This is a genomic window from Pseudomonas sp. S3E12 (assembly GCF_001702295.1).
Lineage (GTDB): Bacteria > Pseudomonadota > Gammaproteobacteria > Pseudomonadales > Pseudomonadaceae > Aquipseudomonas > Aquipseudomonas marginalis.
Window position 1 is genome coordinate 1 of the sequence record NZ_MBDT01000034.1, and the last position, 15,148, is coordinate 15,148.

The window sequence follows — 15,148 nt, forward strand, 5'->3', positions numbered from 1 at the left end:
CTCCCACATTTGGATCTCCATCCAGCAGGTAGACCTCAGCCTGCTTTTGCTCTGCTTTTGCTCTGGCTTTTGATCTTGATCCTAGGCGCCCCGTCAAACACGCTGGCCGAACGCAGGCTTGAATCCGTGGGTAACCCGGCAGGACGCCGGGTTAGCCGTCCTGGGCCAAGGATGGCCCATGACGGCGGCCCACGGATTCAAGCCGGAGTGAGGGCACACCGAGCCTAGGCGAGGTGCCGAGTGTTGGGGCAAGAGCCCTTTGGTTACTTTGGGGCTTTTCCAAAGTGACCCGCTGTAAGAGCGGAACCATAGGCCGCCGTTACCTAAATAACGGATATGTACCCAATCAAAAAACCTTGACCCCGATCAAGGGAACCCCACCCCATTCTCCGTAACCTCACTGCATCTTGTGTCTTGAAGCATAAAAACATCTATATGTAGTGCCTGGAGCCCGGAAAATGCAAAACACGCTCACCCCGCTGGTCAGCACCCGCCTACACAAACGCGACGGCAGCCTGGTCCCCTTCAACGCCGAAAAAATCCACCACGCCCTGACCGCCGCCGGCACCGCAACCGGCGAGTACCAAGAGGCCGACGTCGACCTGTTACTGGGCGCCGTCCTGGCCCGCCTGAGGGGCATCGAACACCTGGACGTCGAACAAATCCAGGACAGTGTCGAACGCGTATTGATGGACGCCGGCTACTTCCTCTCCATGCGCGCCTATATCGTCTACCGCGAACAACACGGCCGCCTGCGTCGCGACCGCAAGACCCTGGTGGAAGTCGCCACCTCGATGAACGAATACCTCGACCGCGAAGACTGGCGCGTGCAAGCCAATGCCAACCAGGGCTATTCGCTGGGTGGGCTGGTGTTGAACGTGTCGGGCAAGGTCACCGCCAACTATTGGCTCGACGAGGTCTACAGCCAGCAGATCGGCCGCGCGCACCGTGAGGCGGATTTGCATATCCATGACCTGGACATGCTCGCCGGGTATTGCGCCGGTTGGTCGCTGCGTTCGCTGTTGCACGAAGGTCTCAATGGCGTGCCGGGCCGTGTCGAAGCCGGGCCGCCCAAGCACTTGAGCAGCGCCCTGGGGCAGATGGTCAATTTCCTCGGCACCCTGCAAAACGAATGGGCCGGCGCCCAGGCGTTCAGCTCGTTCGATACCTACCTGGCGCCCTATGTGCGCAAGGATCAACTGAGTTACGCCGAGGTGCGCCAGGCGGTGCAGGAGTTCATCTACAACCTCAATGTACCGTCGCGTTGGGGTACCCAGACGCCGTTTACCAACCTGACCTTCGACTGGGTGTGCCCGGAAGATCTGCGCGAGCAGGTGCCGGTGATCGGTGGTGAGGAAATGCCATTTGCCTATGGCGACCTGCAAGCGGAAATGGCGCTGATCAACCGTGCCTATATCGAAGTGATGCAGGCCGGCGATGCCAAGGGCCGGGTCTTCACCTTCCCGATTCCCACCTACAACATCACCCACGATTTCCCCTGGGACAGCGAGAACGCCGACCGCCTGTTCGAGATGACTGCGCGCTACGGCCTGCCGTATTTCCAGAACTTCCTCAATTCCGATATGCAACCCAACCAGGTGCGCTCGATGTGCTGTCGCCTGCAACTGGACGTGCGCGAGCTGCTCAAGCGCGGCGGTGGGTTGTTCGGTTCGGCGGAGCAGACCGGCAGCCTGGGCGTGGTGACGATCAACTGCGCGCGCCTCGGCTACCTGTTCAAGGGCGACACCTCGGGCCTGCTGCAACGCCTGGACAGCCTGATGGACATGGCCATGGAAAGCCTGGAGGTCAAGCGCAAGGTGATCCAGCACCATATGGACGCCGGCTTGTACCCCTACACCAAGCGTTACCTCGGCACCTTGCGCAATCACTTCTCTACCATCGGCCTCAACGGCATGCACGAGATGCTGCGCAATTTCACCGGCGACGAGCAGGGCATGCACACCGAGGAAGGCCGCGCATTTGCCCTCAAGTTGCTCGACCATGTGCGTGCCACTTTGCTGCGCTTCCAGGAAGACACCGGCCACCTCTACAACCTCGAAGCCACCCCGGCGGAAGGCACCACCTACCGCTTCGCCAAGGAAGACCGCAAGCGCTACCCGGACATCCTGCAGGCCGGCAGCGACGTCGCGCCGTACTACACCAACTCCTCGCAACTGCCGGTGGGCTTTACCCAGGACCCCTTCGAAGCCCTGGAGCTGCAAGACGAACTGCAATGCAAGTACACCGGCGGCACCGTGTTGCACCTGTACATGGCCGAGCAGATTTCCTCGGCCCAGGCCTGCAAGCAGCTGGTGCGCAAGGCGTTGGGACGTTTCCGCCTGCCGTACCTGACGATCACCCCGACGTTCTCGATCTGCCCGGTGCACGGTTACCTCGCCGGTGAACATGAGTTCTGTCCCAAGTGCGATGAAGTGCTGGCACTGGCCGCTGCGCACTGAACCGATCTTCCAACCCGCAAGGAGATTCACCATGCAAACATCCCAGCCACAACGTCAGCGCTGCGAAGTCTGGACCCGGGTGATGGGCTATCACCGGCCCGTGTCGGCGTTCAATCCCGGCAAACAATCCGAGCACAAGGAACGCGTGCATTTCACTGAAACGGCCGCCGTGGCCGGGCGCCAATGAGTCGAGCGCTACGGGTCGGGGGCCTGGTGCCCCTGACCACCCTCGACTACCCCGGCATGCTCGCCTGTGTGCTGTTTTGCCAGGGCTGTGCCTGGCGCTGTCGTTACTGCCACAACCCGGACCTGATCCCGCCGCGCGGTAGCACGGAGGTGGATTGGCGCCGGGTGTTGCTGTTTTTGCAGCGGCGCAAGGACTTGCTCGACGCCGTGGTGTTCAGCGGCGGCGAGCCGACCTTGCAGGAAGGCTTGCCGGCGGCCATGGATGAAGTGCGGGCGATGGGTTTTCGCGTCGGCCTGCACAGCGCCGGGATCAAGCCGGCAGGGTTTGCCAATGCGTTGCGGCATGCCGATTGGGTCGGCTTTGACGTCAAGGCGCTGGCCGAGGATTGCCAGTTGATTACCCAGGTCAAGCACAGCGGCGCCGCCAACTGGCGCAGCCTCGACACCCTGTTGGCCAGCGGCGTGGAATACGAGTGCCGCACCACGGTGCATTGGCATTTGATCGATCCCCCTCGGTTGCTGTTGCTGGCCCAGCGTTTGCAAGCCAACGGCGTGCAACGCTTTGCGGTGCAAATGGTGCGCACGGCCAGCATGCTCGATGCGCAATTGTCGAGTTCTCCGGCACAGGCTGCCTTGCCGGAGTTATGGAGCCGATTGCGCGAGTTGTTTCCTGCTTTTGTATTGCGAGGGTGATCGGCGCCCTCAAGCGGATTTTTATAGATGCTGCCCATGACGGGCAGGTTTTCATCAGGGACTATCACAATGAAGCAATTAACCACGGCACAACGCATTGTCATCGGCTTCGCGATTGCGCCGCTGGCGCTGGTCGGCTTGGTGTTTTACGCCCTTCACGACCTGGCGACCCTCAAGCAGCAGTCCGAGCAGATCGTGCAGCAGGACTGGCCCAGAATTGCGCCGATCATGGTGATCGCCACCGGCGTGCGCGATAACGGGCGCAACACCCGCGACCTGCTGATCGACCAGGACAACCAGCAGGCCCAGGCCTCCATCGGCACCACGCGCGAGCGCATCACCCAGGCGTTCGCCACCCTTGAGCCGCTGCTCGACACCGCCGAAGGCAAGGCCGCCTATGCCACCTTGAAAACCCACCGCGAAGCCTACGTGGCAGCCTTCACCCAGGTGCAGGCGCTGATCCGGCAAGGCGCGCGCGAGCAGGGCCTGGCCCAGCTCAAACAGCAGGTGATCCCGGCCGAGCTTGAGGTGTTCAAGAGCCTGGATGCGTTGATGGCCATGCAGGGGCGGCTGTTCGTCGAGCGTCAGCAGGCGGCGCAAACCCTGTATGACGAGGCGCGACGCACCATGCTCGGGTTGTTCCTGCTGTGCCTGGCCCTGGTGGTGGCGGCGGCGGTGATTGTCACGCGCAGCGTCACCCGCCCGCTGGGCGGCGAGCCGGATGAGGTGGCGCGGGTGTTGAGTCATATCGCCGAGGGCGACCTGACCCTCGAGGTGCCGTTGGGCAACAGTATCGACGGCAGTGTGATGCGCAACCTGCACCAGATGCAGCAGAACCTTAACCAGATGGTCCGCCATATCGCCACGTCGGTGGACGGCGTGGCCAGCTCGTCGGAAGAGTTGAGCGCGGTCAGCGGCCAGACCAGCAGCAGCCTGCAGTTGCAGGGCCAGGAAATCGAACAGGCCGCCACGGCGGTGAATGAAATGACCGCCGCCGTCGACGAGGTGGCACGCAATGCCGTGAGCACCAGCGAAGCCTCGCGCCTGTCGGAGCAGACCGCCCAGCGTGGACAGGCGCAGGTGCAGGAAACCGTGGCGTCGATCAATACCTTGGCCACCGGCGTGGTGGAAACCTCGGAGCGTATCCAGCAGTTGGCCGGCCGTGTGCAAGACATCAGCAGCGTGCTCGAAGTGATCCGCAGCATTGCCGACCAGACCAACCTGCTGGCGTTGAACGCGGCCATCGAAGCGGCCCGCGCCGGGGAAGCCGGGCGCGGGTTTGCGGTGGTCGCCGATGAAGTGCGCGCGTTGGCCCACCGCACACAGGTCTCGACCCAGGAGATCGAGCAGATGATCGGCAATATCCGCCAGGACACCGAACACGCCGTGGCCGCCATGCACAGCAGCAGCGAGCGGGTACAGGCGACCTTGAGCGTGGCGCAACGTTCGGGAGAAGCGCTGGACGAGATCACCCGGTCGATCTCGCAGATCAACGAACGCAATATGATGATTGCCAGCGCCACCGAAGAACAGGCGCTGGTGGCGCGGGAAGTGGATCGCAACCTGGTGGGCATTCGCAACCTGTCGCAGCAGGTGTTGCAGGGTGCGATACACACCGAGACTGCCGGGCATGACCTGGCCGGAATGGCGGGGACGCTGCATCAGACGGTGGCGCGGTTCAAGGTGTAACTTCGGCTGGTGCGGTCAAAACTGTGGGAGGGGGCTTGTTTCCGTGGCGGCCGTCGGGCCGACCATGTCGTTGGATTTGATTGAGTACATATCCGTTGCTGCGGTCACGGCCACTTAGGGTTCCGCTCTTACAGCGGGTCACTTTTGGAAGAGCGCCAAAAGTAACCAAAAACGCTTCGCCCCAACACTCGGCACCTCGCCTAGGCTCGGTGTGCCCTCACTCCGGCTTTGGAGCGTGGGCCGCCGCGATGGGCCATCCCTGGCCCAGCGCGGCTAACCCGGCGTCCTGCCGGGTTACCCACGCTCCAAAGCCTGCGTTCGGCCAGCGTGTTTGACGGGGCGATTTGAGATCAAAAGCCAAAGCGCGGCGGCCTTAGAGCCGACCGGAGTTGGGTCTGGTGTACTCGGTAAATGTGGGAGGGGGCTTGCCCCCGATGAGGGAGTGTCAGTCACTTATTTTTTAACTGACCCGGCGCTATCGGGGGCAAGCCCCCTCCCACATTTGGATCTCCATCCAGCAGGTAGACCTCAGCCTGCTTTTGCTCTGCTTTTGCTCTGGCTTTTGATCTTGATCCTAGGCGCCCCGTTAACCACGCTGGCCGAACGCAGGCTTGAATCCGTGGGTAACCCGGCAGGACGCCGGGTTAGCCGTCCTGGGCCAAGGATGGCCCATGACGGCGGCCCACGGATTCAAGCCTTCGTTCGGGCATACCGAGCCTAGGCGAGGTACCGAGTGGTGGGGCAAGAGCCCTTTGGTTACTTTGGGGCTCTTTTCCAAAGTGACCCGCTGTAAGAGCGGAACCCTAAGCAGCCGTGACCGCAACAATGGATATGTACTCATTCCAACCCCAACGACATGGTCGGCCCGAAGGCCGCCACGGGAGCAAGCGCCCGCGCCACAGATACCCATGCTCATCGGGGGCAAGCCCCCTCCCACATTTGGATCGGTGTGCATCAGCCAGCCCACCCCCAGAACTGCAACCACCAGCCATAGCCCACCAGCCCATTACTCAGCAGTACGCACAACCATCCGAGGCAACGGCGCCGGGTTCCAAGCCCCTGGAGCTGTCGCCACCCCAACCACAAGCACCAGCCAATCGCGGCGCTCAGCATCAGTGCGCGCGCCGGTTGCACCCACGCCAATGCCAACCCTTCATAACGCAACAACTTCACCGTCGTCGCCGACAGCCCCAGGAACAACCCTGCACCACCCAGGGGCGTGAGTGTCAGCGCCAGGGGCCGAAACAGTGCGCGGTCGCCGGCCACAGACGCGGCCAGGCGCAGCAGCAGCCAGCAGCCACCGCCGAGCAGCAGTGCGCTGCCCCCCAGGTACAGCACGATGCACAGGCCATCGAGCCAGCTGAAGCTGTCGTTGAGTGGCGGGTAGTGGGTGAGCAGCCACCACGGCGCGTTGTCGTGCAACGGCCACAGCCAGTCGCGGCTCACCAGCCATTCGGCGAGTGTCTGTTTGAGCGCGATAAACCACGGGCTCAAGGTCCACTGGAAGGCGCCCATGGCCAGGCCGATCACGCCAAACAGCAGCAGGCGCGCATCCCACGCCGAGCCGGGTTGACGCGGCGCCTGGAGAATCTCTTGATTGCTCGAGCGGGCGATCAGTTGCACCGCGCCGCGTTGCCCGCTGCAACGGCCACAGGCGTGGCAGTCGCTGGCGCCTTGCAGGCGGCGGATGTCCAGGAGTGGCGCGCAGTTGGGCAGGGGCAGGTGCGGGGCGTGGTTGGCTTTCCAGCGTTGTTCATCCACGGCGAAATGCACCGGCGCCAGGCGGGCGAGCAGGGCGAACACGCCGCTGACCGGGCACAGGTAGCGGCACCACACGCGCTTGCCGCGCACGAACAACAGGCCGACCACCACCGCCGCCAATGTCGAGCCGCCCAGGATCAGCAACGCCGCCTGAGCATAGTCGTACACGCTGATCAACTGGCCGTAGAGCGTGGTGAGGCAAAAGCCCAGGGTCGGCCAGCCGCCCCAACGCAGCCAGCGCGGTATGCCCAGGCCACGCCCGTGCTGGCTGGCCCACTCGCTCAGCGAACCCTCCGGGCACAGCACGCCACACCACAGGCGCCCGAACAGCACCATCGACAGCAACACGAACGGCCACCAGATCCCCCAGAAGATAAATTGCGCCAGCAGCGTCAGGTTGTTCACCATGCGCGCCTGGCTATCCGGCAACGGCAGCGCGGCGGGCAGTACCAGCAGCACGGCATACGCCAGCACCACCGCCCATTGCATGGCACGAATCAGCCGGGCATGGCGGCGCATGCCATCGCCCAGTTGCTGCAGCCAGCTCATGCCGCGCGCCGTGAGCGACGCAAGCCGTTGCCCACCCACAGCCAGTAGCCGAGCAGTACCAACACGGTGATAAGGCTGGGGGCCGCGCGGTAGCCGGCAAAGTCGGCCAGCAGCGCGCCGAGGCCATGGCTGTCACTGAGCAGTGCGCTGCTGTCCCAACGGCTGTCACCGAAGGCGGCGTAGACCCACTCGGGCATGTCCATGCCCAGCAGTTGCCCACTGATACGGTCCACGGCCGCGATCAGCAAGGCCCCGCCAAGCAGCAACAGCAGCGCCTCGCTGAGGGCGAAAAACTGTGACCAGGAGATAAAGCGCCGACTGCCGCGCAACAGCAGGACCGTGAGCCCCGCGAGTGCCAGGCCGAGCACACCGCCGACGGCGAACAGGCCCCGCGCCTCGGCGTGCAGGCGCGCCCCGGCGCCATACAAAAACACCACGGTTTCACTGCCTTCGCGACTGACCGCCAGCAGCGCCAGTAACAACACGCCCCAGCCGCCCTGGCGCGCCAGGCGCGCGTCGGCCTCGCGTACCAGGCTGTGTTTGAGCGTGGCCGCGTTGCGGTGCATCCAGAACACCATCTGCACCATCAAGCCGCTGGCCAACAGGGTCAGCGCCGCTTGCAGCCACTCGCCCTGTGGGCCGGTCATGGCGTCGCCGGCCCAGAGCATCAAACCGGCCAGCCCGGCCGAACACAGCAACCCCAGCAACACCCCGGCCCAGAGGAAACGGGCCAGTTGCACATGGCCGGCCTGGCGGCTGATCCAGGTCTGCAGGATACCGATCACCAGCAGGGCCTCGACGCTTTCACGCCAGACAATAAACATCGATTGATTCATCAACGGCTCCTATTCGGCGAGGATGCTGCCTTCGGGCAATTGCGGGTTGAACTCGTCGAAGAACGGGTACAACCCCGGCTTGAGCGGGTGGATCACCACAAAGGTGGTCACCCCCGCAGACAACACCTTCTCGACCCGCAACGGCGTGCTTTCGAATTCGGCCGGGCCTTGGCCGGTGTTCTTGAGCACGATCTTGAAGCGCTCATCGGCCTTGACCACCAGTTGTGGCGGGTCGAAGTGACCGTCCTGCAGGCTCAACTCATAGGTGGGCAACGGCGCCGCCACTGCCGCGCCGCTTAGCAGCAGGCCGCCCAGCAACAGGGCGCGGCGCATCAATAGCCGCCTTTTTTGCCGATGCCGGCGTAGACGAATTCGTAGTGCACTTCACAGCGTTCAAACCACGGGGCGACCCCGGTTTCCTTGTCGGTATGACGGCCCAGGGAGTGATGGCCGGTGGGCGGCAATACGCTGAAGGTGAGGGTGTATTTGCCGGGGCCTTGCAGCTTGACGTTATCGCCGTAGTGCGGCCCGTCGTTGGCGACCATGGCGTGGAAGTCGCCGCTGATGGGGGTGTCGCTGCCTGTTTTCTTCAGGGTGAAAGACAGGTTGAGGTAGGGCACGAAACTGCCTTCCTGAAACCCTTGGGCGTTGTCCGCCGTGGCGCGTACGTCGGCTTCCAGGTGCACATCGGAATCGGCCGTGGCGCGCATCATGCCGGCGGGTGCCATCTCGATCGGTTGCAGGTACACCGCGCCGATTTCCAGGCCGGGGCAGTGTTGCGGTTCGCCGATGGGATACTCCTTGGCAACTGCCACGGAGGTGCCCAGCAGCAGGGCAAGGCACAGCAAATAAGGGGTACGCATGGAGGCTTCCTGAGGGGGGAGAGAGAACCCGAGTCTAGGAAGGTCAGCAGTAAATAATAATGATTCTTGTCAAGTTCCGAGAATATTTCATCTTGGCCAGGCTTGATGCCGGTCAAGGTTGTACAGGCTGGATGGGGGTAGGTTGCAGGGAGTGTTCGTCGCCAGGGAGTCGACTCATGGCCAAGCCTTTTCCGCTGCACCCCAAGCATCCAGAACGTATCTGTTGGGGCTGTGACCGCTACTGCGCGGCCGCCGACCTGGCTTGCGGCAATGGCGCCGACCGCACCATGCACCCGGCCGAGATGCTCGGGGATGACTGGTACGAGCATGGCGACTGGGGGCTTGCGCCCGAGCCGCCGGTGGCGGATGAGCCGTCAGCTGCCTGAGCGGGGTTTTTCCTTGCCGTCTTTATTAGTGTCAGCCGGCCTGGCGGGTTTGCTCGGCGGTTTGGCGGTGTCCTTGGTTTTTTTGTCGCTGTCGGAAGGGCTGCTCGGATAGGTGCCCGGTGGCAGGGCGGAACCGGCGGCGCTGTCGCCACTCAAGGCGTTGGCGGCAGGCTCCGGGTTATCGCCAAAGGCGGCGAGGGCGGGGCCGGTGAGCAGGGCTGACAGGCCGACGATAAGCACAATCCGTTGGGACGATCTGGTCTTCATGACGCTATCCCCTATCGTGTAGATGTATCAGGAGCCTGGATGAATTCCAGGCTCCGGTCCTGCCTCGATCAAGCCGCCATCGGCTTGCTCGATTGCGACTTTTTATGCGCCGCTTTCATGGCTTCCATTTCGGCGCCCAACTCTTCAAGCAATGCCTTGCCCAGCAGCTTTTTGGCCTGGGGGAACATCTCGGTTTCCTCTTCTTCGATATGGTGCTCGAGCAGTTCCTTGACCACTTTGACGCGGCCGGAAAACTCGGTGGTCGACGGTTCGGTCTGCTTCAGGTCGGGCAGCACCAAGGCGTCAACGGTGCGGTGCTCTTCCTTGGCCTCGTGGTACATGATGTCCTGTTCCTTGCCGCCGGCCTTTCTGAACGCCGGGTAGAGGATTTCTTCTTCCAGCCTGGTGTGCAGGCTGATTTCCGCTTCCAGCTTGGCCAGCAGCTCCGTGCGCTTTTTAACCCCGCGTTCGGTGGACTCACTCAATTGAGTCAACAGGGCCTTTACGCGTTCGTGGTCGGCTTTGAGCAGGTCAATGGCATTCATCGGTGACACCTCACGGGAAACTCAGGGCGCGTCGATATGCACGCCTAGTCCAGTGCAGTGGTGCATCAGGCGTACCAACTTGAGTGTTTTTAAATTGGCCTTTCAATTCAATTGGTTGAAGAGGATTGCAGAGAGCGCCTGTCGTGCAGGTTGCATGGTCTGCCTGGGGGCACGTTGCATTCCACCACCCAGGAAAATTTAAATGAACCCTCGCGGCCGATGCTTGAACTAACGCATACGACCTAGGAGGTGAAGCATGGAAATTCAATATATCTGGATTGCGTTGGCGGTGATTCTGCTGCTGTTGGAATTGTGGGCGATCAATATCGTATTGCGCAGCACCAGTGGCTGGGAGACCAAGGGCTTATGGCTGGTGATCCTGATCTTCGTACCGCTGGTGGGCTTGATTGCATGGGCCATGTTCGGGCCCAAGCGGGAGATGCCGGAACAGCGTAAAAGCTGAGTGGCAGGGGTAAAGCAAAACAGGCGCCGAAAGGCGCCTGTTTGCGTTCAACGTGGGTGGTTCAACCAGCGACAGCCTGGGCAATCGCCTCGTTGAAAGCAGGCAGATCGTCCGGTGTACGCGAGGTGATCAAGGTCCAGCCATTGGCCTGGCATTGCTTGACTTCGGTATCGACCCACCCGGCCGCGCCGGCGTTTTCCAGGTCGATGCGCACGCTTTTGTACGAGGTCAGGGTCTTGCCCTTGATCACGCCGGCGTCGATCAGCGTCCATGGGCCGTGGCAGATCGCCGCGATGGTTTTACCGGCTTGGGCAAAGTCCTTGATCAGGCGCAGCGCCGCCGCGTCCTGGCGCAGGGTATCGGCATTGACGGTACCGCCAGGGATCACAAGGGCGTCAAAGTCGCTGCTGGCTACGTCTGACAGCTGCACGTCGGATTCCACGGTTTTGTCCTTTTCAGTGTCGCCGACAAAGGTCTGGGTGGAGCCGCCTTTGCTGGACGCGTGGGTCACCGTGGCGCCATAGCCGCGCAGTGCTTCCAGGGGCTTGAGCAATTCGTCGCGCTCGATGCCGGTGTTGGAGGTGATGACCAGAATCTTCTTGCCGTTGAGTTGCGAACTCATGATCGAATGTCTCCTTGAGTCAGGAATGAATTAATGGTCGTGCTTGGCTTGCAGCTCCTTGGCCATTTTCAAATGGGCTTCAAGGGTTGGCAGCGTCTTGGTGGCGAAGGCTTTCAGCTCGGCATTGTCCGAGGAAGCAGCTTCCTTCTTGAACAGCTCGACGGTTTTTTCATGGGCGTCGACCTGGTTGTTGGCGTAGGCCTTGTCAAATGATTCGTCGCGCAGTTCCAGGATGGCTTTCTTGGCCTTGTCAGTCAGGGCCGCGTCATCCGGCACTTCGATGTCGAGTTTTTTTGCCAGGGCCATCAGTTCCTGATTGGCCTTGGTATGGTCGGTGACCATGTGCTGGGCAAACGTCTTCACGTCGGCCGAGCTGCTTTTTTCGAGGGCCAGTTTGCCGGCTTCCACCTCGGTGATACCGCCTTGGGCTGCGTCATCGACGAAGCTGTTGGAGGTGGCGGCCATGGCGTTGGATATTGCGCCGGCAACCAGTACGAAAGTCAGGCCCATTTATTTCATCAGCAGAGTGGTCATGATGGAGCTCCTTGAAAGTGGCGGGATGCTGTTACCTGACTGTTGAGCCGAGGCCGGGCCAAAAGGTTTAAATTTTTTTGTTCCTGTTTGTCCGCGGCAATTTCCTTGAACTATCGACATTCACAGGCCTCTGCTGCGTAAGTGCCCGCCGCTTTCGCGGGCCTTCAACTGCCAGGAGATTTCACTGTGACTGCCGATAAAACCCCAGACCCGATCAGTTCCGAACAGGCGCAAAAAGGTACTGATAAAGCCGCCAAGGGCCAGACGCTGGAACGCCCGAATCCCAGCACCGAAACCGTCGACAAAGTGCTGACACCCACCTCGATCAAGGAAACCGAACGCCAGGCCGACGCCATCAACGAACGGGCCGATGAGGCCGAGCGCAAGCTGGGGCACTGAGCATGGCCAAGGCTATTTCAGCGGCTGAACTGGGCATCGATCTCACGCCTGGGGATGACGCCAGCCTATTCAAGTGGCTTGTCGCCAGCTTCCTGATGGGCAAGCGCATCCAGGCGCCAATTGCGGCCCAGGCCTACAAGGTGATCGTTGAAGAAGAGGGGCGCGATACGGCGCGCAAGCTGCAACATTGCACCTCCAAGGAATTGGTGGCGATGTTGGGGCGGGCCCACTACGTGCGGTACGACGAAAGCACCGCGCAGCGCCTGCTGGACCTGAGTGCCAAGCTGAACGCCGAGTACGCCGGCAAGATCAGCCACATTCGCAGTGCCAGCGAAAACCGCCAGGCGTTCGAAAAGCGCCTGGGTGAATTTGACGGTGTGGGGCCCAAGACCATCGAGATTTTCATGCGCGATGCGGCCAAGGTGCTGTCGTGGTGAGCGGGCTTGTTGTGGCTAGTGAGCTTGCTGTGGTGAGCAAGCTTTTTTGGGGTGAGTGAGCTTGTTGTGGTGAGCGGGCCTGCTGTGGTGAGTGAGCTTGCTGTGGTGAGCGGGCTTGCCCCGCGCTGGGGCGCGTAGCGGCCCCTAATAAGGCCACCGCCATTATCCTGCCTGGCTGAACGCGGTGACTGGTTTTAGGGCCGCTTCGCAGCCCAGCGCGGGGCAAGCCCGCTCACCACAGCAAGCCCGCTCACCACAAAAAGCCTGCTCACCATAAAAAGCCTGCTCACCATAAAAAAAAGCTTGCTCACCACAAAAAGCCCGCGGGCCACAACAAAGCCTGCCAGCCACACCGCCATTTGATGCCCTGTACCTACTCGACCTCCACTCGCAACACCTCCAACCCTAACTGCTCATACGCCTCCACACTGGGCACATGCCACTCGGTGATCAACGTGTGAATACGGTTGCATGGCGCCACCACAAACGGTTCCACCGCACCGAGTTTGTCGGCCATGGTCACCGCCACCACATGGGAGGCGCTGTCGAGCAGGGCCTGCTTGACCGCGACTTCATCAAAATGCAGCGAGCTGATGCCCACTTGCGGATGCAGTGCGCACACCCCGGTAAACAGCAGGTCGGCCTTGATGCCCTGGATCAGGCGCACAGCCTCGTGACCGCTGGTGGACAAGGTGGCCGGGTTGAGTTGGCCACCGGCAAGTATCACCTTCACATCGCGATGGTCGGCCAGGGCGATGGCGATCATCGGTGACGGCGTGACCACCGTCAGGCGGATCGAGTGCGGTAATGATTGGGCGATCTGCAAGGTGGTGGAGCCGGAATCGAACAGCACGATCTGGCCGTCTTGCACCTGGTCGGCGGCGAGTTGCGCGAGTTGACGCTTGGCTTCATTGGTCTCGCCGACGCGGGTGAAGAAGTCCTTGCCGGTGTCCTTGGGCCGGGGCAGGGCGCCACCGTGCACGCGCTGCAACAGGCCGGCGGCGGCGAGTTCGCCGAGGTCGCGGCGGATGGTGTCCTGGGACACGGCGAAGTGGTCCACCAGCTCCGAGGCAGTGACTTTGCCGTCGCGTTCCAGCAGTAACAGGATCTTTTGTTTGCGCAGGGACGGCAGGTCCATGGCGTGATGGGTGTTATGCATGTTTGTGCGCTTTTTTGCGGGTTTGTGCGAGATTAGTCTGCGATCGATATAAACGCAATGGCTGGTTGCCCACTTGTGGGGCGGTTACTCTCTGTGCTCAGTTCAGGGAGAGGTGACCTAGATGTCGTTGATTACAACCATCGAAGATTTACGCAAGCTGGCGCAAAAGCGGGTGCCACGGATGTTCTACGATTACGCCGATTCCGGGTCCTGGACTGAAAGCACCTACCGCGCCAATGAAAGCGATTTTGCCCGGATCAAATTCCGCCAGCGCGTGGCGCGCAATATCGATGAACGTTCGATCCGCGCCACCATGCTCGGCCAGGACATGGCCATGCCCGTTGCCTTGGCCCCCACCGGTCTGGCGGGCATGCAGCATGCCGATGGCGAAATTCTTACCGCCCGCGCCGCCGCCGCGTTTGGCCTGCGCTACACCTTGTCGACCATGAGTATCTGCTCGTTGGAGGACATCGCCGAACACGTGGGCAAGCCGTTCTGGTTCCAGCTGTATGTGATGCGCGACCGTGGCTTTGTCGAGCAATTGATCGAACGTGCCAAGGCGGCCGGCGTGGACGCACTGGTGCTGACCCTGGACCTGCAGATCCTCGGGCAGCGTCACAAGGATTTGATCAACGGCCTGTCGGCACCGCCCAGGCTGACCTTGCCGAACCTCCTCAACATGGCCACCAAGCCACGCTGGGTGATGGGCATGCTCGGCACCCGACGGCGTGGCTTCGGCAATATCGTCGGGCATGTGAAGGGTGTGGCGGACATGCGGTCGCTGTCGTCGTGGACCGCCCAGCAATTCGACCCGCGCCTGAGCTGGGACGATGTGGAGTGGATCAAGCAGTGCTGGGGCGGCAAGCTGATCATCAAGGGCATCCTCGATGTGGAAGACGCGCGTCTGGCTGCCAATTCCGGCGCCGATGCACTGGTGGTGAGCAACCACGGTGGCCGCCAGTTGGATGGTGCACCGTCGAGCATCAGCCAGTTGCCGGCGATTGTCGACGCGGTGGGCGAGCGCATTGAGGTGTGGCTGGATGGCGGCATTCGCTCCGGCCAGGACGTGCTCAAGGCGATGGCACTCGGCGCCAAGGGCACCATGATCGGTCGCCCGCATTTATATGGTCTGGGCGCGATGGGCGAAGCGGGGGTGACCAAGGCACTCGAGATCATCGCCCGTGAATTGGACGTGTCGATGGCGCTGTGTGGCTATAACGATATACGCGATGTGAATCGCGAGATTCTGCTGCCGGGTACATTTCCAGAAACCGTTTAATCAGCAAAAAAATCGTAAAAA

At 61.8% G+C, this 15,148-nt stretch carries 19 protein-coding genes; 9 read left to right on the top strand and 10 right to left on the bottom strand.

All coding sequences use genetic code 11. From position 1 onward, the window contains the following. Window positions 1–458 precede the first annotated feature (458 nt). From BB029_RS29150 to BB029_RS29165, 4 genes are all read left to right on the top strand, one after another. Window positions 459–2,459, top strand: a complete 2,001-nt coding sequence (locus BB029_RS29150) for a ribonucleoside triphosphate reductase (protein ID WP_065941904.1) — start codon at window positions 459–461, stop codon at window positions 2,457–2,459. Window positions 2,460–2,490: 31 nt separating this feature from the next. Then, the gene (nrdD, locus tag BB029_RS29155) at window positions 2,491–2,646 is read left to right on the top strand and encodes an anaerobic ribonucleoside-triphosphate reductase (protein ID WP_027607168.1); all 156 of its coding nucleotides are present in this window, start codon (window positions 2,491–2,493) and stop codon (window positions 2,644–2,646) included. Further along, on the top strand, window positions 2,643–3,338 hold the full coding sequence (locus BB029_RS29160) for an anaerobic ribonucleoside-triphosphate reductase activating protein (protein WP_065927214.1): 696 nt from the start codon (window positions 2,643–2,645) through the stop codon (window positions 3,336–3,338). The genes nrdD and BB029_RS29160 overlap by 4 nt, the downstream gene beginning before the upstream one ends. 69 nt (window positions 3,339–3,407) lie before the next feature. Further along, window positions 3,408–5,027 (top strand): methyl-accepting chemotaxis protein, encoded by a 1,620-nt coding sequence (locus BB029_RS29165; protein ID WP_065941905.1) that lies wholly within the window; start codon window positions 3,408–3,410, stop codon window positions 5,025–5,027. Between the two features lie 954 nt (window positions 5,028–5,981). On the opposite strand, the gene BB029_RS29170 is transcribed toward BB029_RS29165, so the two are convergent. Genes BB029_RS29170 through BB029_RS29185 form a run of 4 tightly spaced genes read right to left on the bottom strand, consistent with a single transcriptional unit; the run spans window position 5,982 to window position 9,036 of the window. Then, the gene (locus tag BB029_RS29170) at window positions 5,982–7,337 is read right to left on the bottom strand and encodes a 4Fe-4S binding protein (RefSeq protein WP_065941906.1); all 1,356 of its coding nucleotides are present in this window, start codon (window positions 7,335–7,337) and stop codon (window positions 5,982–5,984) included. After that, a complete protein-coding gene (locus BB029_RS29175) occupies window positions 7,334–8,173 on the bottom strand; it encodes an FTR1 family protein (RefSeq protein ID WP_065941907.1) in 840 nt (279 codons plus the stop codon). The genes BB029_RS29170 and BB029_RS29175 overlap by 4 nt, the downstream gene beginning before the upstream one ends. A 9-nt stretch (window positions 8,174–8,182) precedes the next feature. Next, complete coding sequence (locus BB029_RS29180; RefSeq protein ID WP_065941908.1) at window positions 8,183–8,506, bottom strand: cupredoxin domain-containing protein; 324 nt, start codon at window positions 8,504–8,506, stop codon at window positions 8,183–8,185. Beyond that, window positions 8,506–9,036 (bottom strand): iron transporter, encoded by a 531-nt coding sequence (locus tag BB029_RS29185; protein ID WP_065941909.1) that lies wholly within the window; start codon window positions 9,034–9,036, stop codon window positions 8,506–8,508. The genes BB029_RS29180 and BB029_RS29185 overlap by 1 nt, the downstream gene beginning before the upstream one ends. Before the next feature lie 176 nt (window positions 9,037–9,212). Between BB029_RS29185 and BB029_RS29190 the strand changes: the two genes are divergently transcribed. Further along, window positions 9,213–9,422, top strand: a complete 210-nt coding sequence (locus BB029_RS29190) for a DUF3079 domain-containing protein (protein ID WP_027607161.1) — start codon at window positions 9,213–9,215, stop codon at window positions 9,420–9,422. On the opposite strand, the gene BB029_RS29195 is transcribed toward BB029_RS29190, so the two are convergent. Next, the gene (locus tag BB029_RS29195; protein WP_065941910.1) at window positions 9,411–9,689 is read right to left on the bottom strand and encodes a hypothetical protein; all 279 of its coding nucleotides are present in this window, start codon (window positions 9,687–9,689) and stop codon (window positions 9,411–9,413) included. The two genes, BB029_RS29190 and BB029_RS29195, sit on opposite strands and share 12 nt — an antisense overlap. Before the next feature lie 68 nt (window positions 9,690–9,757). Continuing rightward, window positions 9,758–10,234 (bottom strand): hemerythrin domain-containing protein, encoded by a 477-nt coding sequence (locus BB029_RS29200; RefSeq protein ID WP_027607159.1) that lies wholly within the window; start codon window positions 10,232–10,234, stop codon window positions 9,758–9,760. 256 nt (window positions 10,235–10,490) lie between these two features. Between BB029_RS29200 and BB029_RS29205 the strand changes: the two genes are divergently transcribed. Next, a complete protein-coding gene (locus tag BB029_RS29205) occupies window positions 10,491–10,697 on the top strand; it encodes a PLD nuclease N-terminal domain-containing protein (RefSeq protein WP_027607158.1) in 207 nt (68 codons plus the stop codon). A 61-nt stretch (window positions 10,698–10,758) separates the two neighbouring features. Here the strand turns inward: BB029_RS29205 and BB029_RS29210 are convergent, their stop codons facing one another. Then, on the bottom strand, window positions 10,759–11,319 hold the full coding sequence (locus BB029_RS29210) for a type 1 glutamine amidotransferase domain-containing protein (protein ID WP_065927206.1): 561 nt from the start codon (window positions 11,317–11,319) through the stop codon (window positions 10,759–10,761). Between the two features lie 30 nt (window positions 11,320–11,349). Then, on the bottom strand, window positions 11,350–11,829 hold the full coding sequence (locus BB029_RS29215) for a DUF4142 domain-containing protein (protein WP_065941911.1): 480 nt from the start codon (window positions 11,827–11,829) through the stop codon (window positions 11,350–11,352). 210 nt (window positions 11,830–12,039) lie between these two features. On the opposite strand from BB029_RS29215, the gene BB029_RS29220 reads away from it, so the two are divergent. Both BB029_RS29220 and BB029_RS29225 read left to right on the top strand, forming a co-directional pair. Then, window positions 12,040–12,252: a hypothetical protein gene (locus tag BB029_RS29220; protein WP_065941912.1), complete on the top strand. Its 213-nt coding sequence runs from the start codon at window positions 12,040–12,042 to the stop codon at window positions 12,250–12,252. Between the two features lie 2 nt (window positions 12,253–12,254). Then, window positions 12,255–12,689, top strand: a complete 435-nt coding sequence (locus BB029_RS29225; protein ID WP_065941913.1) for a DNA methylase — start codon at window positions 12,255–12,257, stop codon at window positions 12,687–12,689. A gap of 194 nt (window positions 12,690–12,883) precedes the next feature. Here the strand turns inward: BB029_RS29225 and BB029_RS33445 are convergent, their stop codons facing one another. Together BB029_RS33445 and BB029_RS29230 are read right to left on the bottom strand one after the other, a co-directional pair. After that, the gene (locus tag BB029_RS33445) at window positions 12,884–13,048 is read right to left on the bottom strand and encodes a hypothetical protein (RefSeq protein WP_168166848.1); all 165 of its coding nucleotides are present in this window, start codon (window positions 13,046–13,048) and stop codon (window positions 12,884–12,886) included. Between the two features lie 14 nt (window positions 13,049–13,062). Beyond that, entirely contained in the window at window positions 13,063–13,848 is a 786-nt protein-coding gene (locus BB029_RS29230) for a DeoR/GlpR family DNA-binding transcription regulator (protein WP_065941914.1), read from the bottom strand. A gap of 121 nt (window positions 13,849–13,969) precedes the next feature. Here BB029_RS29230 and BB029_RS29235 point away from each other — a divergent pair, with 121 nt between their 5' ends. After that, the gene (locus BB029_RS29235) at window positions 13,970–15,127 is read left to right on the top strand and encodes an alpha-hydroxy acid oxidase (RefSeq protein WP_065941915.1); all 1,158 of its coding nucleotides are present in this window, start codon (window positions 13,970–13,972) and stop codon (window positions 15,125–15,127) included. The last annotated feature ends 21 nt before the right edge of the window (window positions 15,128–15,148 follow it).